19 protein-coding genes and 2 pseudogenes are annotated in these 22,680 nt (G+C 62.5%); 15 read left to right on the forward strand and 6 right to left on the reverse strand.

The genetic code is table 11. From position 1 onward, the window contains the following. The first annotated feature begins 1 nt into the window (after window position 1). Window positions 2-907, forward strand: coding sequence for an ABC transporter permease (locus FQ775_RS07615; RefSeq protein WP_146298252.1), 906 nt, complete (start codon window positions 2-4; stop codon window positions 905-907). Window positions 908-966: 59 nt separating this feature from the next. Further along, window positions 967-1,761, forward strand: coding sequence for a creatininase family protein (locus tag FQ775_RS07620; RefSeq protein ID WP_167812815.1), 795 nt, complete (start codon window positions 967-969; stop codon window positions 1,759-1,761). Between the two features lie 325 nt (window positions 1,762-2,086). On the opposite strand, the gene FQ775_RS07625 is transcribed toward FQ775_RS07620, so the two are convergent. Continuing rightward, the gene (locus FQ775_RS07625) at window positions 2,087-3,613 is read right to left on the reverse strand and encodes an FAD-dependent oxidoreductase (RefSeq protein ID WP_146298250.1); all 1,527 of its coding nucleotides are present in this window, start codon (window positions 3,611-3,613) and stop codon (window positions 2,087-2,089) included. Between the two features lie 175 nt (window positions 3,614-3,788). On the opposite strand from FQ775_RS07625, the gene folE reads away from it, so the two are divergent. Beyond that, window positions 3,789-4,433, forward strand: coding sequence for a GTP cyclohydrolase I FolE (folE, locus tag FQ775_RS07630; protein WP_146298249.1), 645 nt, complete (start codon window positions 3,789-3,791; stop codon window positions 4,431-4,433). Window positions 4,434-4,645: 212 nt separating this feature from the next. Here folE and FQ775_RS07635 read toward each other — a convergent pair whose 3' ends face one another. Continuing rightward, on the reverse strand, window positions 4,646-5,242 hold the full coding sequence (locus FQ775_RS07635; RefSeq protein ID WP_206064845.1) for an MOSC domain-containing protein: 597 nt from the start codon (window positions 5,240-5,242) through the stop codon (window positions 4,646-4,648). 65 nt (window positions 5,243-5,307) lie between these two features. Beyond that, window positions 5,308-6,048 carry a GntR family transcriptional regulator gene (locus tag FQ775_RS07640; protein WP_146298248.1) on the reverse strand — a complete coding sequence of 247 codons (741 nt, stop codon included), beginning with the start codon at window positions 6,046-6,048 and terminating at the stop codon, window positions 5,308-5,310. 182 nt (window positions 6,049-6,230) lie between these two features. Between FQ775_RS07640 and FQ775_RS07645 the strand changes: the two genes are divergently transcribed. After that, window positions 6,231-7,409 carry an alpha-hydroxy acid oxidase gene (locus FQ775_RS07645; protein WP_146298247.1) on the forward strand — a complete coding sequence of 393 codons (1,179 nt, stop codon included), beginning with the start codon at window positions 6,231-6,233 and terminating at the stop codon, window positions 7,407-7,409. After that, entirely contained in the window at window positions 7,402-7,752 is a 351-nt protein-coding gene (locus tag FQ775_RS07650; protein ID WP_146298246.1) for a RidA family protein, read from the forward strand. Before FQ775_RS07645 ends, FQ775_RS07650 begins: the two co-directional genes overlap by 8 nt. A 63-nt stretch (window positions 7,753-7,815) precedes the next feature. Here FQ775_RS07650 and FQ775_RS07655 read toward each other — a convergent pair whose 3' ends face one another. After that, on the reverse strand, window positions 7,816-8,607 hold the full coding sequence (locus FQ775_RS07655; protein WP_206064846.1) for an aspartate/glutamate racemase family protein: 792 nt from the start codon (window positions 8,605-8,607) through the stop codon (window positions 7,816-7,818). A 137-nt stretch (window positions 8,608-8,744) separates the two neighbouring features. Here FQ775_RS07655 and FQ775_RS07660 point away from each other — a divergent pair, with 137 nt between their 5' ends. The 7 genes from FQ775_RS07660 (at window position 8,745) to FQ775_RS07690 (ending at window position 16,394) form a co-directional block, all read left to right on the forward strand. After that, window positions 8,745-9,731 carry a tripartite tricarboxylate transporter substrate binding protein gene (locus FQ775_RS07660; protein ID WP_167812817.1) on the forward strand — a complete coding sequence of 329 codons (987 nt, stop codon included), beginning with the start codon at window positions 8,745-8,747 and terminating at the stop codon, window positions 9,729-9,731. Beyond that, entirely contained in the window at window positions 9,728-10,294 is a 567-nt protein-coding gene (locus FQ775_RS07665) for a tripartite tricarboxylate transporter TctB family protein (protein WP_146298243.1), read from the forward strand. Before FQ775_RS07660 ends, FQ775_RS07665 begins: the two co-directional genes overlap by 4 nt. A gap of 7 nt (window positions 10,295-10,301) precedes the next feature. Continuing rightward, on the forward strand, window positions 10,302-11,795 hold the full coding sequence (locus tag FQ775_RS07670) for a tripartite tricarboxylate transporter permease (RefSeq protein ID WP_246730295.1): 1,494 nt from the start codon (window positions 10,302-10,304) through the stop codon (window positions 11,793-11,795). A gap of 85 nt (window positions 11,796-11,880) precedes the next feature. Next, complete coding sequence (locus tag FQ775_RS07675; protein WP_146301823.1) at window positions 11,881-13,041, forward strand: mandelate racemase/muconate lactonizing enzyme family protein; 1,161 nt, start codon at window positions 11,881-11,883, stop codon at window positions 13,039-13,041. Between the two features lie 11 nt (window positions 13,042-13,052). Next, on the forward strand, window positions 13,053-14,189 hold the full coding sequence (locus FQ775_RS07680; protein ID WP_146298242.1) for a M24 family metallopeptidase: 1,137 nt from the start codon (window positions 13,053-13,055) through the stop codon (window positions 14,187-14,189). 79 nt (window positions 14,190-14,268) lie between these two features. Further along, window positions 14,269-15,288 (forward strand): hypothetical protein, encoded by a 1,020-nt coding sequence (locus tag FQ775_RS07685; protein ID WP_146298241.1) that lies wholly within the window; start codon window positions 14,269-14,271, stop codon window positions 15,286-15,288. Between the two features lie 23 nt (window positions 15,289-15,311). Continuing rightward, window positions 15,312-16,394 carry an NAD/NADP octopine/nopaline dehydrogenase family protein gene (locus tag FQ775_RS07690; protein ID WP_146298240.1) on the forward strand — a complete coding sequence of 361 codons (1,083 nt, stop codon included), beginning with the start codon at window positions 15,312-15,314 and terminating at the stop codon, window positions 16,392-16,394. Window positions 16,395-16,491: 97 nt separating this feature from the next. Here FQ775_RS07690 and FQ775_RS23770 read toward each other — a convergent pair whose 3' ends face one another. Then, complete coding sequence (locus FQ775_RS23770; RefSeq protein ID WP_206064847.1) at window positions 16,492-18,519, reverse strand: ParB N-terminal domain-containing protein; 2,028 nt, start codon at window positions 18,517-18,519, stop codon at window positions 16,492-16,494. 184 nt (window positions 18,520-18,703) lie between these two features. Between FQ775_RS23770 and FQ775_RS07705 the strand changes: the two genes are divergently transcribed. Beyond that, window positions 18,704-20,428, forward strand: a complete 1,725-nt coding sequence (locus tag FQ775_RS07705; RefSeq protein WP_167812819.1) for a calcium-binding protein — start codon at window positions 18,704-18,706, stop codon at window positions 20,426-20,428. Window positions 20,429-20,565: 137 nt separating this feature from the next. On the opposite strand, the pseudogene FQ775_RS07710 reads toward FQ775_RS07705, so the two are convergent. After that, window positions 20,566-21,168: pseudogene (locus FQ775_RS07710) on the reverse strand (PAS domain-containing protein); the annotation flags it as partial. 370 nt (window positions 21,169-21,538) lie between these two features. Between FQ775_RS07710 and FQ775_RS23915 the strand changes: the two are divergent. Continuing rightward, window positions 21,539-21,679: pseudogene (locus FQ775_RS23915) on the forward strand (FAD-binding protein); the annotation flags it as partial. Between the two features lie 51 nt (window positions 21,680-21,730). After that, window positions 21,731-22,639: a hypothetical protein gene (locus FQ775_RS07720; RefSeq protein ID WP_246730356.1), complete on the forward strand. Its 909-nt coding sequence runs from the start codon at window positions 21,731-21,733 to the stop codon at window positions 22,637-22,639. Window positions 22,640-22,680 lie beyond the last annotated feature (41 nt).

The raw sequence follows: 22,680 nt of genomic DNA on the forward strand, positions 1-22,680 counted from the left end.
GATGGCGATCCTTTCCAACCGCCGCACTGACAACCCACCGCAGCCGTTGGAGTCGATTCCGCGCCCGTTGTTCTCGCGGTGCCCCCCATCAGTCGTGCTGGCCTTTGCAGCAGTAACGATCGTCGTCGCTATTTCCGCCTTGGGGCCGCTGCTGGTGCGCGATCCCAATGCTCAGGACCTTTTGGCGGTAATGAGGCCACCGCTCGCCCGTGGTAATGTCGGCACCTATCTGCTTGGCACGGATCAACTCGGCCGCGACCTTCTGGCGCGACTCGTGACCGGCATGCGGACGTCGCTGCTCATCACCTTGTTCGCTGTATTGATCGGCGGCGTTTTTGGGACGGCAATCGGCCTCGCCAGCGGCTATCTCGGCGGACGGGTCGACAACCTTCTGATGCGGACTGTGGACATTCAGCTCGCGGTGCCCGGCGTGCTGCTCGTGTTGACTCTGGCCGCAGTGCTGAGGCCGGGTGTGGGAACGACAATCTGCGTGCTCTCGCTCATTGTCTGGGTCGTCTATGCCCGCGTTGCCCGCGCCCAGGTTCTGTCGCTGCGCGAGACCGATCTCGTGTTGGCGGCGCGGGCAACTGGTTGTTCGGACATGCGCATATTGCTCTACCACGTCCTGCCCAACATTGCCGGACCGATCTGGGTCATTACGACACTAGAGTTCGCACATGTGATGATCGCAGAAGCGGCGCTCGGCTATCTCGGCCTGGGCGTGCCGCCGCCGGCGCCGACGCTGGGCGCCATGATCGCGGAGGGCCAGCGCTACCTGCAACTTGGCAAATGGTGGCTGGTCGTGATGCCCGGCTTTGTCGTTACTCTGACTATCATCTCCATCAACACGGTCGGCAACTGGCTTCGCGACACGCTCGACCCGCGTTCGCGCAGCCGCGTTGGCTAGGACCTGGCGCGCGTCCCATTGGCACCATTACTTACCACGAACATCTCGGAGGACTTCTGATGGTCAACTTCTTGCCGCATATGACTTGGCGCGGAGCGAGGGACGCCGCGGCTCGCGGCGCAGTGGCGATCGTTCCAATCGGCACTGTCGAGGCGAACGGACCGCAACTGCCGCTCGGCTACGACACACTGGTGTCGGATGCGCTGGCGCGGGGCGCGGCCGAACGCACAGGTGACGTCCTGTTGCCGCCGCTATTCTACGGTGTGTCAGAAGCGATTGACGCTTTCCCAGGCACGATCAGTGTATCACCCGCCTTCCTCGCACAGCAGATCGAGGGAATCCTCGACAGCTTGGAGAGTTCCGGCTTCAACAAGGTTCTTCTCATCACCAATCACGGTCCAAACCAGACGCCGGCCGAGATCGCCGGCCGCAATTTTCGCCGCCGGACCGGGCGTCTGATCGCTTCGATCAATCCCGCCAGGATCGCTCGCGATCTGGGCAGCGACCTGTTTCGTTCGGAGGAAATGGGTCACGGCGCCGAACCCAGCACATCGCTGATGATGCACCTGCATCCCCAATGCGTGTCCGAAGGTGGGCCGAGTGACCCGGCCAAGGGTACTGTGCTCGGTTTGGCCATCAGCACGCCGAACAGTGTAGTCTTCGGTCAGAGCGAGGTGGACATGTTCCTGCAGTTGGAGGAAGTTTCTCCGACGTCGGGATGGGGCAATTCGACCAATGCGTCGAAGGAGCGCGGTCAAGAGCTTTTCTCACGCATGCTCGACTACACAATCGCCTTCCTGAAGCACTTTCGCTCCCAGGATACCCTCGTCACGCCCTCGATGATTGTCGGCTGAGTTAGAGCGAGCGCCTTCCGCTCGACAACGGCTGCGAGTGCTGAGCCATTGCGGCGTGGGGGCCAGATTCCTGGAAACTGCCGGCCACGGCCAACTTCGACGCGCAATGGAGATTGTCAACGACATTGCGCAGTTCGTACGGACGGCCGGAAGGGCGAACTTCCGTAAGGATGCCGCCCAGTCTCGTTCCAAGTAGCGCGATGGAGTGCATTGAACACGCGCCGAGGCTCACGACTAGCCATCCTGTTGATGTCGAAGAGTTCGAGGCGAGGTCTGCTCTTCAGACGGCGTCGGACGCTTTGCGCACCAGAGTGATGAAGCCAGATCACCCCGCCACAAATCCCTGTTCCAGGCTGACGGCTGCGTTCAACGCCTCCCGGTCCTGACCGATAGCAGCAACAGCTACGACCTTTCCTTCTGAACGATAGCGCACCACCGCTTCGCCAGCTTCGAGGTCGCCTTCGATCTCGGTGCTGTCCCAGTGTCGGCTGTGCCCGACAAATCTGATCGAGGTTTCATAGTGAGCGCTCCAGAAGAATGGAGCGTCGGCAAAAACCCTGCGCTCACCAAGCATGTTGCATGCGGCGACTTGTCCCTGCCTCTGGGCGACCACCCAGTGTTCGCTTCGCGTGTGAGTTCCGCTGGCGCGCTCGAGCCACTCGGCGGCGTCACCGGCCGCAAAAATTCCCGGGACGCTGGTCTCCAGATATTCGTCGACCAGAATACCTTCGCCGGTTGCGATCCCAGCGGACTTGGCTAACAACGTGCGCGGGGTAACGCCGATTGCCACGACGATCAGATCGGCGTCCAGAACATCTCCGCCGGCCAGGGTGACATGATCTTCCTTGATGTGTGAGACCACATCCTCCAGGTGGAAAACCACGCCATGCCGCTCGTGTAGCGACCGCACATGACGTCCCAGATCCAGGCCCAGCACCTTCTCCAGCGGTTGCCGGTCAGGCGCAACGACTTGAACCTCGATGCCCCGCGCCCGCAAGGCGGCGGCCACTTCCAGCCCGATGAAGCCAGCACCCAGCACCACAGCCGACCTGGCCGTTTTCGCGCGTTCGATGATGGCGCGACTGTCGGCAAGCGAGCGCAACGTGAATACGTTCGGATGATCAGTGGCGGGGAGGGTGGCCGGCTCTGCGCCCGGGGCCAGAAGCAGACGGTCGAAGTGGAAAGAGCGTCCGTCAACTGTCGACACGACGCCTGCCCGCGAGTCAATCCGGATGGCCGTTGTTCCCAAATTGAGGTCGACCTCGTTTTGCCTGTAGAAATCGGACGAACGCAACGGAATCCATTCCTCCGGTGCATCGCCCGCGAGATAATCCTTTGACAGGTTCGGTCGGTCATAGGGAGCATCGGTATCGGCGCTGAGCATGGCAAGGTGGCCACCAAACCCCCGCCGGCGCAACATCTCCGCTGCGGCAAATCCTGCCGCACCTCCTCCGATGATAACGATCTCGCCGAGCGTCTCCGGGATGGCAGTCTTGACCGGACGCGCGCGTTCCACCCTTTCTTCAACGAAAACACGGTTCCCGCGTCTTGTTGTCGACCAGCACTCGATCGGATCGAAGGCGGGCGCGCGTAGGGCTTCGCCTGTGCGCAGGCTGAAACAGGCGTGGTGCCAAGGACAACGGATTGTCTCACCTTGTAGCAGCCCCTTGCTCAGGGGCGCGCCGTAGTGGGTGCACGTGCCACTTACTGCGAGCACGTCGTCGCCTTTGCGCACGACGATCACGGTCTCGTCTCCGACGTGTCCCTCGAAAATCTCGCCCTCGCGCAGCCCTCCGAGATCGAAACCTCTGGTCAGGTCCGGACCTGTCCCGCCTGTCGGTTTGCTACCCATTGAGAAAGTCTCCTTTGCGAACCGTGCCCTCGGCACGTCCTGCCTATTGGACGAAGCGTGCCGCCAAAGGTTCCCGAGAATGTTTCCGCCGATGGGGAACATTTGGCCTCACCCGTCATCGAATGAGGGCTACGAACGCAGACTGGAGCAGACCATGGGCAACCGGACTGAAGCAATGAACGGTTTCGATGACCCCGCAGTGCTGGGATCGGACGCAGTAAGAGCAAACATCACAAAGCCGTCATTCGCTCGGTCGAGACCGTCACAGGCAGAGGCTGAAGCGGCAGTCAGGACACTGATCAGCTGGGCCGGAGACGATCCTGCCCGGCCGGGCCTTCTCGACACACCATCACGCGTGGCGCGGGCCTACGAGGAGTGGTTCCGCGGCTACAAAGAGGATCCGGTTGAACTGCTGGAGCGTACCTTCGATGAAATCGGCAGCTACTCGGAAGCGGTCGAACTGCATGGCATCCGCTTCCACTCCTTCTGCGAACATCATATGGCGGGCATCGAGGGAACGGCTCACATCGCATACCTTCCGGTCGGCCGGGTCGTAGGCATTTCCAAGCTGGCCCGCGCCGTGGAGAGCTGCGCCCGGCGCCTGCAGATCCAGGAGCGCCTCACCGACGAGATCGCCACCGCGATCGATGCCGCGCTCAAACCGAGGGGCGTGGCAGTCGTCATCGAGGCGGAGCACGGCTGCATGACCTCGCGAGGCATCCGCGCTCACGGAGCACGATTGGTCACCAGGCGCATGCTGGGGGCGTACGGGGAAGACGAGACCTTGCGCGGCGAGTTCCTGGCAGCAGCCGGTTTCTAGATCCCCTAGAACCGCGAGTACTCCCGCCCCGGGGCATCGCCAGGCGACGGGTGCTTCCGCGCGGGACAGGCGGCGCGTAGACACGCGTCGACTCCTGGTCGCGTGCGATCGCCTGCGAAGGAGGTCTACTATCTTTCGAGGCGAGCGGTCGTGTCCTCGCTGTTGTTACCGGTCGCCATCCGCGCAAAAGCCTTCCGCCATCCGTCCGCTAGTTAAGGTAGCTCAGCCAAGGTTTTGGCCTCCTCGATTGCGACAACGCGCGTCAAGCGGGCCGCTGTAACGCGCCGTACGGACCACTCGCGACATGGCCGCTCGATAAGTGTGGCGACGTCGCCCTGGATGACCATCCCGGGCGCGAGGACCCTGTAGTACCAGCCCGTCCGTCCCGTCTTCTGGAACAGCCATGCCATGCGTTCATTTTCCGTGTACGCGTTCAGCTTCCAGCAGGGTTGGCGGCCCTGACTGATCTGCACCGTGGCCGATCCGAGGGCAACTATGTCTCCGATACAGACAGCCTCCTCGGTCCATCCGCTGGTCGAGATGTTCTCTCCGAAACCGCCGGGGACGAGATCCTCACGCCCAAGTTCCATACGCCAGCTGCGGTAGTGGTCAGCGGAATAGTGGTGCAACGCCTTGTCGAGGCCACCATGCACGTTGAGGTCCGCTTGCGCATCGCCAACCAGGCCGGAGAAATTGATCTCGACCGGTTCTTCGACGGCGCTTTTTCGAATCGCGGAAGGCGGTTTTTCAGGCCAACGGTTCTCTACGGCCCCAACAAAAACGCCAACGATCCTTGCTTCAGGTGTCATGCAGCTTTCGTCTGAACAGGTAGGTAGTCCGAAGAACCGGCGCGGAGAAAGTGGCCCCTGCGTGATTAGGTCATGTCATCGACCCCGAGCGTGCCGAGTTCAGCGAACGGGCCGGAACTCGTTCGCATGCTTGCTTTTTCAATCAGATAATTGCCGGTCTTCAGGATGTCCTCGACCATTGCGGCCCGCGCGTCCTCGGACGTTCTGGCGGCCATGGCCTCAAGGATCTTCATATGCGAGCTCGCGTCCCAAAGCCCCGGCGAGTTGAGAGAATAGTACATCGTCGGGCCGCTCCGTAGCCAAAGCGATTCGATCAGAGGCATCATAATGTCGGAATCAGCATGGCGATAGATGGCAAAATGAAACTTTTGGTTGGCACGAAGCACCTCGGCCATGTCGCCTTGGCTATGGGCCGCTATGATCGAGTCATTGTGCCGTTCCAGCTTGTCCAGCAACTCGTCCGTCGCCTTCTCGCACGCAACACGCGTCGCAACGCCCTCGATAAGGGTACGCATCTCGAAAAGTTGTGAGAGGTTAGTCGCATTCAGCCGCGGCACTCGTACAGAGCGGTTTGGAAGTTCCTCGAGCGCGTTGGCGGCGACCAACCGGCTTAGGCTCTCGCGAATTGGCATAGGGCTCGTTCCGAGGCTGGAAGCCAGCTTTCGCAGGCTGAACACCTGCCCTGGCACGAACAGTCCCGACATCAGGCCGTATCGCAGGCTGGTCAGGACTCTGTCCTGAACCTTACCGCGCACTGAAGGTTTGGCCGTCTTCGTGTCCGCCTCATCTAGGGTCGTACGCGTCATGTATCTCTCCTCGGACAAATCTGGCCATCTGCTGTTTCGCTATTGTGATGACACTTTGCGATCAGTATATCAACTTGACCGCCTTGCGTTCAACCCGCAGGCGACCTAGTCGGCGGGTTTCCGTAGCAGGGTCCACCGGCTCGATGACTGGCCGCAAGTAAGTTATTGAGGAGAGTCCTAGCATGGCGATCCAAAAAGGCTTGATCACCGTCATGGACTACCGGGCGGCCGCGCAGCGCACGCTTCCGCGAATGCTCTACGACTTCGTTGTCGGCGGCGCGCTTGATGAGCAAACAGTTTACCGTAATCGGGAGGGCTTTGGGGACTGGTGGCTTCGAGGGCGCAGCTTCCGCTCCAGTGCGCACGTGTCGTTACGTCGCGAGCTTTTTGGCAGCACCCTTTCTTTTCCGCTTATGCTCGCTCCCACCGGCGCCTCCGGCCTTTTGTGGCCGTTCGGCGAGGCAGAAACTGCCCGGGCGGCAGCCGCCAAGGGAGTCATCATGCAGGTTTCGGCCGGTTCTCTGCAGTCGATGGAGGACATCGCGGCGGCTTCGGACGCTGACAAATGGCTGCAGCTCTTCCTCTATCGGGATCGAGGGTTAACACTGGAGTTTCTCGATCGCGCGCGCGTGGCCGGTTATCGCGCTATTTGTGTAACGACCGACGCGCCAGTACATGGTCGCCGCGATCGCGACACCAGGAACGGGTTTTCCATCGACCGCAAACTGACCCCAGCCACCTTGATCGACGTCGCATGGCACTATCGTTGGTGGTTGCGAATGGCACGGGCGCCGCGTTTTGCGATGCAAAACTTCGCCGGCCGTTCTACCGGCAACATGGTCGACATGGCTTCCTATATTGCCTCCGTACTCGATCCCGACGTGACCTGGGACGATTTTTCTTGGTTGCGCGAGCAATGGAAGGGGCCCCTCATCGTCAAGGGTGTTCTCGATCCAGGTGATGCACGTCAGGCAGTCGAACGCGGCGCTGACGCCGTGCAGATATCCAATCATGGCGGCCGCCAACTCGACGGGACACTTGCGAGCATCGACGCTTTGCCGGCCGTCGTTGACGCAGTCGACGGCCATGTGCCGGTGCTGCTCGACGGCGGCATCTCTCGGGGCACCGACATCGTCAAGGCGGTTGCGTTAGGCGCGCATGCCTGCGTCATCGGTCGGGCACATCTATGGGGCTTGGCCGTAGCCGGAGCGAGGGGGGTGGAGGCGGTTCTTGATATTCTTGAACAGGAGATGCGTAACGCCATGACGATCGGCGGCTGGAAAACCTTATGCGAACTCGATCGCGCTTCCGTTACGCGCCTCCCGTCCACATCGTTGCAAGGAGAACTACACGATGGCTGAACTTCACAGGATCCCCGGCACAACTCGCATGAGTGCGGCGATCACACATAACGGCACCGTGTATCTAAAGGGCGTCACGTCTCGAAACGGTCCGACCGACATTGCCGGCCAAACACGCGACGTTCTCGGTCAGATCGATCGGCTGTTGGCGGAGGCCGGCACGTCGAAGGAAAAAGTGATCCAGGTAATGATCTGGCTGAGCGATATCGCGGATTTCGAGGCAATGAATGCCATCTACGATGACTGGGTCGTAGAGGGGCGGCAACCGGTACGCGCCTGCGTGCAGGCAAGCCTTGCCAGTCCCGCGCTGCGTGTCGAAATGCAGGTTCAGGCGGCCGTATGACGGGAGTGTGGAGCGCGCCGCCCAGCGCTACGTTTCGCGCCTAGCATCCCTCAGGGCGGCGTTTCAGATAATCTCGATGCTGCCAGGTGCGCTGCCGCGCTTGGGTAGGCTTTCGTAGCACAGTTTTGAATGTGACAGGCCCATGGTGACCATGGCGACCGCCATGTTGATCGCACAAGCCATGGGTTCGACGATTGGCACGGAAATGCTTGTCCTGAGGTGGTTTATGTAGCCGGACATCGCCGTGCAGCCGAGAAGAATCACCTCGGCCCGGTGGTTTTCGATCGCCCGACGTATCTCGAACTCGATCGTGGGCAAGCAATGCGGCTTGCTCTCGATCAGTTCGGCTGGTGGAACATCAACGGCGTGCATCGACACGACCGCATCGGCGTAGCCATATGCGCGAATATGCTCTTCGAGATGCTGGCGGCCATTGCGCATCCCGATCACCGAAATGCGCTTCCCGAGCACGCTCGCCACCGCAAGCCCCGATTGCCCCGGCGCCATAACCGGGATCGAGACCGTCTCGCGCGCGGCCCGCAGAACGGGATCGACCATGCAATCGAGCACGACCGCATCGAAGCCGTCCTGCTCGGCGCGGCGGACTTCCTTGAGAACGTGCGGACCGGCCAGCACTTCTTCGGTCGCGAACTCCATGGAGTAGGGGCCCTGCTCGACCGCGCGAACCTCGATTTCCACGCCCGTGCGTTCCCAGACTGTCCGCTGGTTGCGCATTCCCGAAATGACCTTTGGCGAACGAACCGGAACGATGTCACATATGCGCATAAATACTCCTCGCCGACGCTGGACCGGCATTCTAGTTTTGTGATCACGTATTGAGATCATCAACATCATATGAGTCTCGACGTCAAGCCGGAGACGCGAGGCGTCGCAGCTGATTCAACCGAGCGCGGCGAATTTTTACGCTTGCAAAACGAAAAGTGTCATCACAAAATGCAATCATAAAATGCTATTCCTAATAGATGGTCAAAATGGGAGAACATCTGATGAGACTGAAAAAACTTGCGGCGCTTGCGCTGTCGGTAGCCTTGCTCGGCCTGGCCGGAGCCGGCACCGCCGCCGCGTTCCCAGACAAGCCCGTCACGCTTGTCGTGCCGTGGCCGGCCGGTGGCGGTAGCGACACCTTGATGCGCATGATCGCGGAAGGCGCGACTAGCTCGCTCGGTCAGCCCGTGGTGGTCGTGAACAAGCCCGGCGCCGGCGGTTCACTCGGCCTGCGCGAAGTCGCCGAGAGCCCACCCGACGGCTACACCATGAGCATGGTCGCCACCGGTTTCATTGCCGAACAATACGGCAATCCCAATTCGCCAACGCTGGACCAGTATAAAGTTGTCGCCTTCATCGGCGTCGATCCCGCGATCATTGCGGCCGGCAGGGACACCGGTATCAAGACGCTCGAGCAGCTGGTCGCCGAAGGTAAGGCGGAGCCAGGCAAGCTGCGCAATGCCAACGACCAGCCCGGCGGCACGGCCTTCGTGGCGGCTTCGCTGATGGAAATCGCCCTCGGCATCGACCTGACGCTCGTGCCCTATCAGGGGTCGGCGCCGGTGGTGCAGGCCATCTTGTCTGGCGAGACCCAGACTGCCACGCCCTCGGTCACCGATCTAATCGCCCAGCACAAGGCTGGCGAGGTGACGATCCTGGCCGTGGCCGGTGCCGAGAGGCATTTTATGGCGCCAGACATTCCCACGTTCACGGAAGCCGGCTTCCCGCTGGTGACCGGTACGGTTCGCGCCATCGTCGTCCCGGCCCAGACGCCGGACGATGTAGTCGCGAAGCTGGAAGCCGCAATCATGACGGCCCTTAGCGATGAGGACTTCAAGAAACGGGCGACCGCGGCCGGCTTTTCGATTGCGCCGTTGGGGTCGGCAGACGCGACCGCCTTCCTGAAAAAGATGGACGAGGACATGTATCCGGTACTGCTGGAGGCCGGCCTCGTAAAAGTCCGGCAGAAATGAGCCGGACCGAAGCAACCGGAAAACCGGCGCCCCGATACAAAGCGGGCCAGGCTGCGGGCGGCGACGGAGATCGTCGCCCGGAGTTCACCGAACTCCTCGCAGGGGTCGCCTTTGCTGGAATTGCGCTGGTGGGCATGACGAGCCTTGCCAACAACGAATATCTCGAACTTGGACGCAGCGGGTCCGATCCGGGGCCGGGGTTCGTGCCTTGGATTGCGCTCACCGTCCTGCTGGTCGGCGGCATTGTCCATATGCTTTCCGTTTTGCGCCGCGCTGTCGTTGCTGGCGGTTTCGGCGTAGCCAACGGCGAGTTTTCGCTCGCGCGGTTGTGGGTACCGGCATTGATGCTGGCGTCGCTGGTGGTCTACCAGGCCGCGCTAAGACCGTTCGGTTTCCTGGCCGCTAGCATCACTTTTGGCGTTGTCTGGGTTGCCGTCCTGCATTGGCGTTCAGCCAACGGGGTGCGTTCGCGCCATGTTTTCCAGTTGCCTGCTGAGGGTGCAGCTCTCGCCGTCGGCGTCTATCTGATTTTCCGTCACGGCATCCAGGTGCCACTCCCGTGAAAGCACCATGCTGACAGAATTTTCAACATTTGCGCTGGAGGTTCTCACCAGTCCCACGCTGCTCGGGCTCGGCGTTTGTGCGACGTTGCTCGGCATCATTCTCGGCGCGTTGCCCGGCATCAGTTCCACGATGACGCTGGCGGTGTTGTTACCATTTTCCTTCTCCATGTCGCCGCATGTGGCGATGATCTTCCTGATCGGCGCCTTCTACGGCAGTGTTTATGGTGGTTCGATCTCGGCTATCCTGATCAACATCCCCGGAACGCCGGGCTCGATGGTTACCCAACTCGATGGTTATCCTATGGCCCGGCGCGGTGATGCCGGCCAAGCGCTGACCTACGCGCTGGTGGCCTCCACGATCGGGGGTTTGTTCGGCATTGTTGGTCTCATGCTGTTCGCGCCGATCCTGGCCAAGGCGGCGTTTGCCTTCCAAAGTCCGGAGTATGCGGTCATCATGGTCTTCGGCTTGTCGATGCTGGCCTATGCGTCGCCAGGCTCGACTTATCTCGGCATAATGTCGGGCATCCTCGGCCTCGTACTCGGCATGGTCGGCCTCGACGTGGTGACAAATCTGTCGCGCTTCGATTTTGGAATCCATCGTCTGCAGGGCGGCATCAATATTATCCCGTTCGCGGTCGGGATTTTCGGCCTGGCCGAAGTCTTGCGGCTGCTGGAAAAGCCGCTTGATAGCGATCGCAGCGCCAGCCGTATTGCTAATCTCTGGCCATCGTTCGGTCAGATCGCCGCCAAATTCGGCACCGCGATCCGGTCCTCTACAATCGGCCTGCTGGTCGGGATCATTCCCGCCGCCGGCTCGGCGGTGGCGGTATCAATCTCCTATGCTCAGGAAAAGAAGCTCTTTGGCCGGCGCGAGACCTTTGGCGATGGCAATCCGCGCGGCATCGTTGCGGCCGAGGCGGGCAACAATGCCTGTGTCGGCGGTGCGCTCATTCCGCTAATCACGCTCGGCATTCCAGGCGATACGATGACCGCCGTCCTGATCGGCGCGCTACTGGTCCACGGCTTGCGGCCTGGGCCGGACCTCTTCGTCGAACATCCCGACTTCATCGCCTCGATCTATGTCGCTCTGACGCTCACCGTACTGGTGACCTTCCTGCTGGCGCTGCCCTTGATGCGGGTCTTCGCGCGGTTGTTGAGTGTTCCCCCGCGCATCCTGCTTGTCGGTGTCCTCATCCTGTGCGTGACCGGGTCCTACGCGGTTCAGAACTCGCTGTTCGACGTGCTTTTGATGATCTTCTTCGGCTGTGTCGGCTACCTGCTGGCGAAGTTCGGCGTGCCGACGGCTCCGGTCATGTTCGGTCTCGTTCTGGGGCCGGTGCTGGAAGAGAACCTGCGACGCACCATGATCGTATACGGCGACTGGAGCGTGTTTCTTACGCGCCCGATCTGCGCGCTGATGCTGGCGGTAACGGCCATCATCATTTTCTTTCCTCTAATTGCGGGCCTGCGACGCAGAATCACCCGCACGCAAAACGCCTGACGAACAACGGCCGTTTTTTGTCGGAGCACGTTGACATTCCGCCTGTGATCACATTATGAGATCATAATTTGAGGAGTTTTCGGTGATGGTGGAGATCGCGGCAATTGAGATGGTGCTTGTGCGCCTGCCGACCCGGCGTGTGCATAAATGGACCGGGCTGACCGAGCCGATCGGCCAGTATCTTCTGGTGCGCATGACCGGCAGCGACGGCACCGTCGGTTGGGGCGAGGCGCCCGCGCTCAGGGATTGGGGCGGCGAATTCGGCCGCTACTTCAGCGAGAGCACGGCGATCGTCGAGACTGTGATTTCGCGCTATCTGGCCCCGGCCGTGATCGGCCTAGCGATTGCGAACCCTGCCGAGCTCCATCGACGCATGGATGCCCAGGTCAAGGGCTATCCCTACGCCAAGGCGGCGCTCGACTTCGCTTATTACGACCTGACCGGCCGCGTGCTCGGCGTACCTGTGCACGCGTTGCTGGGTGGTTTGTTGCGGCCCGTCGTACCCGTTACCCATTCGATCGGCCTGCTGGCTGTTGATGAGGCGGTGGCGGAGGTGAAGAAGGTCGTCGCCGACGGTGTCCGCACCATCAAGATCAAGGTCGGAGTCGATCCCGATCGCGATGTCAAGACCGTCGAGGCAATCCGTGCGGCCGTTGGCCCGGACATCGCGCTGTGTGTGGACGCCAACGAGGGTTACGCAACGCCCGGCCAGGCTATCCAGACCGTGCGCCGCATGGAGGCGAGCCGGCTAATTTATGTCGAGCAGCCGGTCATGGGGATCGAGCGTCTGGCAACCGTCGCGGCAGCGATCGACGCGCCGGTCATGGCCGACGAATCTGCGTGGAACGCGCATGACGCGCTCCAGATCGTTGAACAGCGTGCGGCGCAGATCATCTCGATCTACACCACCAAGCCGGGCGGGCTTTATCAGGCGATGAAGGTCTCGGCGGTCTGCGAAGCGGCGGGCATTGCGTGCAACGTCAACGGTTCGGTCGAAACCGGCGTCGGCAACCTCGCCAACATTCATCTCGCCGCTGCCGCGCCGGCCGCGACGCTCTCCAACGTCATCCCGGTCTCGATGCCGGCCGAGCACCAGAATGGCCGCATCGGTGGCATCTATTACGCCGACGATCTGCTCGCCACGCCGCTCGAGTTCACCGATGGCGGCATTCGCGTGCCGACTGGTCCCGGAATGGGCGTCGAGGTCGACATGAACAAGATCGATACCTACCGCGTCGCTTCCTGAGGTCATTTCGCATGCGCCAAGCTATTCTCGACAAGCTCCAGGGTCTGATGAAGGTCCGCTCGCTCGACGCCATCATCACCAGTTCGCCGGAGAATTTCGGCTATGTCGCCGGCTTCATCCCGCCCTCCCAGCCGCTGATGCGCCATCGCCACGCCATGGCGATTGTGCCGTCCGGCGGCGCGCCCGGACTTTTCTGCGTCGACATGGAGGAATCGACCGTCAAGCGCGAGGCGCCCGACAGCCCGCTCAGTGTGTGGCGGGAGTTCAGCGACGATCCGATGCAGGTGCTGGCCTCCACACTAGCGGGTATGGGGCTCGCCAGGGCACGTCTCGGACTCGAACTCGATTACATTGCCGCCAGCGATTTCGCCCGACTTACCGGTTTCTTGCCGCATGCCAGCCTGGTCGGTGTGGAAAAAGATCTATCGCGCTTGCGTCAGATCAAGACTCCTGGCGAGGTGGAGCTGATCAGACGTCTGTCGCGCATCGCCGATCAGGCGATCTCCGAAAGCCTGGCCGCCGTGCGTGGCGGCGACACGGAACTCGACATCGCTGCCGTCCTCACCCGGCGCATCTATGAGCTTGGTGCGGAAAATTTCAAGCTGTTGATCGTGGCGACCGGCGAACGTAGCCAACTCCCGAATGTCGGCCCCACCGCCCGAAAACTTCAGCGCGGCGACGTTTGCCGGGTCGAGATATTTTCGGTCATTGGCGGTTATCAGGCCGGCGTGTGTCGGACCGCCTACGTTCAGGAGGCTCCGCCGATGGCGGAGGAGATTTGGCGCCTGATGGTCGAGTGCAAATACGCGATCCTCGACCGGATCAGGCCGGGTGCGAGTTGCCTCGACGTTTACCGGGACTTCATCGCGCGGCTGGAGACCATGAACCTGCCGCCGATCTCCTTCGTGGGCCATGGTATCGGTCTGCATCTGCACGAGGACCCTTATATCGGCGAGACGCCGATTCTGGGCGAGCCGGGCGGCGATGCGCCGATCGAGGAAGATATGGTGCTTGGCTTCGAGCCGTTGTGCTACCGCACCGGTTACGGCTTCGGCGTCCAGAACAAGGACGTGCTGCACGTGACGGCCGATGGCGCGACCCTTTTGTCCGACTACACAAACACCGACACGCTTATCCGTATCGACTAATCTGGAGGCAGCGATCATGGAGCGGCATCAGCGCTGCGACATTCTGTTTTGCGGGACCGGCTATTTCACCGAAATCATGTTGGCCGACCTCGCCGCGACGGCCACGACCGATCTCCGCGTGACGATCGGTGGGCGCAATCCTGACCGTATGAATTGGCTGGTCGATGCCTGCCGAGCGCGGGCGACGATCTACGGCACGCCCGTTTCGTTCGACAGTGTGCGACTTGATGCGACCGCGCGCGACACCTTGATCGAACCGTTGAGCGTGCTCAATCCCAAAGTGGTCGTCCAATCGGCGTCGGCGCAATCGCCGTGGAGCGTCGATAACGGCGAAAGCGAATGGTCCGACCTCGTTGCCCGAGCCGGTTTCGGCATGACCATTGCCTTTCATGCGCTGTTGGCCTGGCGCACTGCCGGCGCGCTCAAGCAAGCCGGACTGCATGCGCATTTCGTCAACACCTGCTATCCCGACGGCGTCAATCAGGTTCTCGCCTCAGCCGGGATGCCGATGACCACCGGCGTGGGCAACGTCGGAATTTTCTCGGCTATGATCGGCGGGCGCCTGTCGCACGCCGATCGGGCCGCGCTAAGGGTTCTTGGTCATCACCGCCACATTGTCGAGTGGCGCAAGCCGCCTGGTCAGCGCGACGGCGCACCGGTTCGCGCTTGGATTGGCGACACCGAAATCGGCGAGGTCGAAGCGATGACGCGCGACATCCAGCTTCCCTATCGCGACCTCAACCTGATTTCGGGGGCCAGCGCAGTGCCGGTACTGCTTGCCTTGGCCGGCGAGGGCGGGCGCCGCGCGCATGTGCCGGGCCCTGCCGGTCTGCCGGGCGGATACCCGGTCGCCGTCGACGCCTCGGGTGTCCGGCTGGACCTTCCCGCCGGTATCAGCCGCGACGAGGCAGTCGCCTGGAACCTGCAATTCGAGGACAAGGACGGCGTCAGCATCCGTGACGGCCGAGTCGTCTATTCACAAAAGGCCAGAGAGATGATCCGGCCCCATAGCGCCGAGATCGCCGATGGATTTGCGGTCAATGATATCGAAGAGGCGGTGGCTGGCCTCTCACGCCTGCGCGAGCGCCTGGGCGGCTAGGTGCAGCCAAGCGGGAGATGAGAATGCGTATTTTGGTAATCGGCGCGGGAAACGGCGGTGCGGCCGCCGCCGTCGAGCTGAGCTTGGCGGGGCATGAAGTCCGCCTTTACGCCAGGTCGGCTTCGACACTGGAGCCGTTCTCGCGCGATGGTATCGGCTTTGCAGGCGTGCTTGGCGAGGGTCGGCTGCGTCCGTACGGCCTTGGCAGCGACCTTGCAGCGGCGATCGCGGATGTCGAAGCCGCGGTCGTGGCCTTGCCCGTCTACGCGCACGGCGCGGTTGCCCGTGCGCTGGCGGAGGCGGAATGGGGCGCTACCCGCCCGATAATTCTTAATCCCGGCCATACCGGCGGCGTCTTCGAATTCGAGACCGCCTACCGCACCGTCAGTGACGAGTTTCCCCCAGTCGCCGAATTCTCCACGCTCGCCTATGTCGCGCGCAAGCCGCAGCCGGACACCGTCAATGTCACCGGGCGGGCAAAGGCGTTGCGCGCGGCGTCGCTGCCGTCGGGTCGCGCCGCGCTTGAACTGGCCTGCGCGCTCTTTCCCGGTGCCTATGACAGCGGCGACGTGATCGCCACCGGGCTGAGCAACGTCAATATGATCGTCCATCCTCCCGGCGCCATGCTCGGCGCGTCCTGGACTGAGGCAACCGGCGGAGACTTCACCTTCTACGTCCAGGGCATGACGCCGGGTGTCATGCATGTCATGCGCGCGCTCGATGCTGAGCGGATCGCAGTCGCGACTGCCCTCGGGCATACGCTTCCCACCGTCATCGGAGAAATGCGCGCGCTCGGTACGGTTCCCGCGGATGCCGACCCTAACGACTACGGCGCGATCGCCTCGGGGGCCGCCAACCGGAGCATCAAGGCCCCCGACAGCCTTGATCACCGCTATTATGTCGAGGATTTCGGACACGGGCTCGTTCCCTTCACCGTGATCGCCCGGATCGCCGGTGTGGCGACGCCGGTGGCCGACGCACTGATCGCACTCTGCGCAATCGCGCGGAGTAGGGGCGAGGTCCCGACACGAGGCGCAGCCGAGATGGGGCTCGTCGGCTGTTCGCGCGATGCTCTCCTTGATCGTGTCGGACCTGCGAAGACCTGATACGTAATGCATTCGCGATTGCACCGCGCATGCTATCGAGGCCAAAAACGGGTGTCTTGTGGCTGAAGCTCTGCAGACACGACGAACGGCATTGCGACTAAAGGTCGTTTATCTCACTAGAATGCCAACCGGTAGACGCTTCCTTCCAGGATGGGCCACCCATCTCGGCGGCGTTGACGATGGTACCGGCGCCGGTAGCGGCTAGTAGACGGCCTGAACGGGACAGGAATGGTTCTCGATCGGTCGGGCGCATGCGCTCAACCGGCTTCTGAGTGCCATGGCCGCTGTCGTTCTTGCGGTGCGGTATCTGCCAGACGGTCGTCTGCTTGCGGTCGCCCCTCCAGTGGCCCTTCCTGCCCTTGCGAACAGCGTACCAGCAATTGTGCGTCACCAGTCCATCGGCGACGTAGTGAAGATCCTGATCCACGTCCATCGAGAAGACCGGACCGCTGAAGGGCGTAGCATCGTTGCCGGTGACGGTGAGCCACGTGAACTGATCTCTTTCGCAGGGTGCAGGGACCTGCATGATCTGCGCAAACACGTTGCAGGCCCGAACCAGCCGGGTCGCCTTGCGCGAGAACATCAGTCGCTCCCGGCTCGTGATCACCGGGTGGTCAGGCTCAAGGCGATGATCGCGAAGCAGCAACGTCGCTCGCGCAGCAAGGGCGCCAGGGTCAAGGCTGGCATATATGTCTGCAATCATCTCGGCAGAACGCTGTCGCTCGGGTGCCTTTGCCCATCCGTCAACCTCCCAATGGGTGGTGGGAATGCCGTATCGGCAGGACAGGACCTGTTCCGCGCATTGAGCGAGACAGGGTGAATCGTGCACCGAGATGATCCACGCCTCCTCGGCCTTGTTGTCGGCGAGGCGGGTCGACAGGCCAAAGCCGCGTGTATTGAACAGACTCACCCGTCCTACCCGCCACCATGGGCCGCGGCGCATCAGGTAGACGATCTGCTTGTCTGCTGCATCCGGATCAAGGCGCACCGAGAAGCGATGCTCCGGTGTGGCCCGCGTGGCCCGGTCGCCGGCAGAGATCGTGTGCATCAGCCCGTCGAAGTGACGCTTGCCAAAGCGGGTGATCTTGCGCCCGCGACGCCGAACGACACTCTCATAAGGATTGTAAGACACCACGAAGTCGCCTTCGCGCAGGCTCTCGATCGGCGTCACCTCGATCCTGGCAGGGCGCGAACCGGCGCCGCGTTCGATCACCTTCTGGACCATGGTGCCAGCGGGCTGGCAGGGCTCATGTTGCCAGTGATAGTCCCCGCGGCCGATCACCAGGCGGGTCTTGTCCCACACGATCTGGGAGCGGATCGCAAAGCCCGAGGCCTCGAGGCTTGCCGCCACGATCCCGGCGTGAAGGGCGCCGTGCCAGACATAGGCGACATCGCCCGAAAACAGTGCCCAGGCCTCACGCCAGTCGGCGCGGTCGTCATTGGCCACCTTGCCGGTCGCAAGCCCCTCGGCACCATGCAGCTTCCCGCGCCAGGCCGGATCGTAGTTGACGCCATAGGGGGGATCGGTGACCAGCAGGTGAGGGGAGACGCCACCCAGCAGGCGGGCGACGTCCGCTTCACTGGTGGCATCACCGCAGATCAGACGATGGTTGCCGAGGACCCAGAGATCGCCGCGACGGCTTGCAGGCTTTGCGGGCGGGGCAGGGATGGCATCCGGATCGGTGAGGCCGGTCGTGCCGCGCGCAGTCAGCGCCGCGATCTCCTCCTCGCCGAAACCGGTCAGGGCCAGATCGAAGCCCAGGCTCTCCAGGTCGGCGAACTCCAGCGCCAACAGCTCGTTGTCCCACCCGGCGTTGAGGGCCAGCCTGTTGTCGGCAATGACGTAGGCGCGCCTTTGTGCCTCGCTGAGACCTGCAAGCTCGATGACCGGTACCCGTGCCATGCCGAGCTTTCTCGCTGCCAGCAACCGTCCGTGGCCGGCAACGACCCCGTTCTCGCCGTCGACCAGGATGGGGTTGGTCCACCCGAACTCCCGGATGGATGCCGCGATCTCCGCCACCTGCGCCTCGGAATGAGTGCGCGCATTGCGGGCGTAGGGGATCAGCGAGCACTCCCGCGATACCGGCGAAACGATTTGGTTTCGTCGGTGGGGAAGAACGCTCAAGAATTACGGCAAAACCTAACCGTCATTGGCAGTCCGTCGGGCATTTGTCCCGGGTTCGTGTCCGTCAACGTCGCGAACACGCCCTACCCGAGCTTCGTCATCCGATGTTGCGGGGCTACACTGGCCTTCGCGCCGCGCGGGGCGTGGGGTCCTCCGGCGTGCATTTCCACCGTAGGAGGACGTCATGGTCTCAACACCCAACTTCACCGACGGCACCTGGCAGATCGCCTCGACGCTGCACATCAACGGCGCGCCCTTCGGCGACATTCTGTGGCAGAACATCGCCGACCAGAGCCTGGTGCTGTGGCAGCAGGATGGCACCTCCACGGTCGCTACAGACATTCTGCCCTCGGTCAGCGATCACGAAGTCGCCGTGGTCGGTGATTTCGACGGCGACGGCCGCGCCGACCCCTATCTGCGCGATCAGGCTGTCGGCACCAACAAGGTGCTTCTGAGCAGCACCGGTGCGATCACCAACAGCGCGTCCGCCTCCTCGATCGCCGACGCCCGCGCGGCGACCGATCTCAACGGCGACGGCATGGACGACGTCATCTATTTCATCAACACCAACGCCAACCTGCTGATCTTCGAGATGGACGGCGCGTCAGTGCCGGGTACCAGCAGCTTCGCTTCCGGCTACACAACGGACGATACCTTGCTCGCCGCCTTCGACGGGACGGACTTCGACACGTTCAAAAGCCTCTGGTTCGATGACTCCACCTTCCAGTTCGACATCACGAGCTACTCCGGTGGCGTGCGTACCGTCACAGATACATTCACGGTCAATGCCGGCAACGAGTTCGTCATGAGCGGCGATTTCAACGGCGACGGCGACCCCGACTTTCTCTACCGGGACGCCGCCGGCAGCGACACGGGCAGCATCGAGGTCGTCTTCACCAACGGCTCCACCGAGATCGGCCGCGCCATCTACGAGGTGCCTACGTTTGCCAACGTCCAGTTCGAGAACGCCGGAGATTTCGACAATGACGGCATCGTCGAACTGGTCATGCGCGACCCGGTAAGCGGCGAACTGACGCTGATGCAGGCGATGCCGGGCACGGTGTCCAGCCAGACCCTGACCGGCAGCGACACGAACGACCTCATCGATGGGGGCGACGGCAATGATGACCTCTTTGGGCGCGGTGGCGACGACCTGATCTTCGGCGGCGACGATAACGACTTTATCATGGCCGGCGACGGCGACGATCGGGCCGACGGTGGTATCGGCGGAGACTCGATCTTCGGCGGCTCGGGAAACGACGAGTTGCTTGGCAATACTGGCAACGACCAGATCATCGGCGGCGCCGGCAACGACACGCTCATCGCCGGCAACGGTACTGATGTGCTGGACGGTGGCGAAGGTAACGATTTCCTGCGAGCAGGCTCATTCGGCTTCGACCATATGCGAGGCGGCGCTGGCGATGACGTGATCGAGAGCATCAACGATCGCAGCGTCCAGGAAGGCCAGGACGGCGACGACGTGCTGTTCGGCGGAAGCTCGCTCGACGTCCTGTTCGGCGGCAACGGCAACGACCTGCTTATAGGCAACCTCAGCCTGGATACCATTTTCGGGGGTGCCGGCGACGACATCATCATCGGCGTCGACGTAGAGGGGAGCTCAGGCACCGATGACGTCGCCTATGGCGGTTCGGGCACCGACTTCTTCTACCTGGGCAGTGACGATACCAACTACTATACGGGAGGCGGCGAACTGACGATCAAGGATTTCAGCACCTCGACGACGACCGGTGACTTCCTCATGCTGAATGGTACTTCAGGCAACTACAATTTTGTTGACCAGGGCGCCACGATCGAGGTTCAGCAGGCCAGCGACTCAGACGTGCTGGCCATCATCGAGACGGCCGCTTCCGCGGCCTCGGTCGAGGCGAAGGCCATCTATCTCGGCTGAGCCAACTGACGCACAAGGGCGACGCGGTCGCAGTCGTTCAGGGTAAAGGGAACATTGGCGTAAGAGCGTTGGCAATCTCACGACGGGGCGAAGATGCTGTCACCCCTCAAATTCGCCCCGTCGTGATTTTCCCCCTTCAGGCTGAAGGGGATATCCCGGCCGTTCGTCGACAAAGCTTCGGCGCTGCGCTGGCAAGCATCGGCCACCGTGCTCACATCGGCCGTTCTCGCTGCCACTTCCCTTAGCAGTGAAATCTGCCGCTCACCTATGACGCGCTGGGTGTCGTCGGTGTTGGCGCAGATGATGCCCCCTGCGGACCCATCATCGGCTGGTATAGGACTGTATGAGAATGTGTAGTAGGTTTCCTCAGGGTAGCCATTGCGCTCCATGATCAGGAGTTGTTCTTCCACGTAGGTTCCTTCGTCACCCTGCATAGCCGTCGCTAGCAGAGGTTCGATGTCCGGCCAGATTTCGGCCCAAACCTCTCGGGTTGGTCGCCCTAGCGCCCAAGGATGTTTGCCGCCGATGATCGATTTGTACGGGTCGTTGTAAAGGTAGATCAACTCTTTGCCCCAGCCGATCCAGATCGGCTGTCGGGACGCGAGCATGATCCGGACGGCCGTCTTTAGGCTTTGGTGCCAGTGCTCCGGAGGACCAAGAGGGTTTCCTGCCCAGTCGTGAGCGCGCATCAGATTGTTTAATTCGCCCCCGCCAGTCAGGAAGGTCGGTAGTTCCGCCATATCGAGGACCCCCCAAGGAATAGCTGGTAGTCGCGCCACACCGTAATGGTAATGATCGGGGGGGCAAACAGGTTCCATCCGGGGTCAGAGGCGTTGATTTAATCCACAGGTCGCGTCGCGCCTGCTAAGCGGCGGCGATGGCGTCTGAAGCTGAAGGCAGATTGTTGAAGGTTTGCGCGAGAACCGGACCGTCCGCAGCCGGCCCCAACAAGGTCATTCATCGAGGTGCAGTAACGTGCACTCATCCCGCCAATCCTGCGAACTGCCTCGCCGACAGGCAAGGTTTCGAGATGAGTTCCTTCTGGCAAACGCCACTACCGTCGAAGTGTTCAGGCGCACGCATCGAAAACAGACACTTTTTCAATAACTTGTGGAGGTCGCGCGGGTCGTCGCGTTGTGCCTACGGCATGGCCTGACCATAGTCCCGCAGGGCGGCAACACCAGCCTGTGCGGCGGGGCAGTGTTGGGGAGCGCTGGTAGCGTTATCCTCTCACTATCGAGGATGATAGCCATCGAGACTATTGATCACGCCAGCGCCTCAGTCAGGGTCGAAGCCGGTCTCGTGCTTGATGCATCTTGGTTCCGGGAGCAGTGCGCAGGTCGGAGGGCTTGTATCGACCAATGCGGTCCCAACGCCCGGCCCGAGGCGATCTTCGTGCTGGCGCTGCGCCAGGGGCCGGCTGCGCCCAACCGCGGCTCGGTGGTCGCGCCGGAGGCGGCGCGCTTCGCCGACGCGGTCGCGCGCATCGCCGAGTTGACCGACGGCCCGATCTGGCTCTGCCAGGATGCGGGGCCGGCGCTAGCGGCTGAGGGCGGCCGCATCCGGATCAGCCGTTCCGGCCCGCGGCCGGCCGATGCGCTCGCCGCCGCGCACCTCCGGCGACATCACAGCGTCGCCGACGGCGGCATGGTCGCGACAATCTCCTGCAGCGATGTTCTTACCATCGGTCGGCTGTTCGAGACCGGGCGTTACGACCCCCGCCGCGTCGTGCGGATCGACGGGCCGCTCGCCGCTCGCCCGCGCGCGGTCTCGCTCCGACTGGGCGCCGACCTACAGGAGATCGCGCGCGCCGAGGCGCGGTCGGGCACCGGGGCAGTGCGCGTCCTCACCGGTCCGCCCGGGGCGGGGCTCGAGGCGGCCTGGCTCGGCCCGGACGACCAGGTCGTGACGCTGGACGAGGCTTGTCCCCTGCCGCACGACGGCGGCGCGACCTGGCTCGGCCGGCAAGCGCAGGCGCGGCCGCGTCCGATCCTCGCCACCGACCGACTCGACGCCACGCTGCCGCGGGGCATCCACGCCGTGCCGCTGATGCGCGCGCTCGCCGTGGGCGACGCCGAGACGGCGTTGAAGCTCGGCGTGCTCGACTTGCTCGAAGAGGACGTGGCGCTCCTGTCAACACTCTGCGCGAGCGGCATGGACTATCGCCCGCTCCTGCGAGCGGTCCTGGACCAACTGGAGGCGGACGCATGAGGACGCGACGTCTGCGCCTGCCGCCCGGCCTAGCGGCCTGG

Origin of the sequence: Nitratireductor mangrovi (genome assembly GCF_007922615.2) — a bacterium.
In the GTDB taxonomy this organism is placed as follows: domain Bacteria; phylum Pseudomonadota; class Alphaproteobacteria; order Rhizobiales; family Rhizobiaceae; genus Mangrovimarina; species Mangrovimarina mangrovi.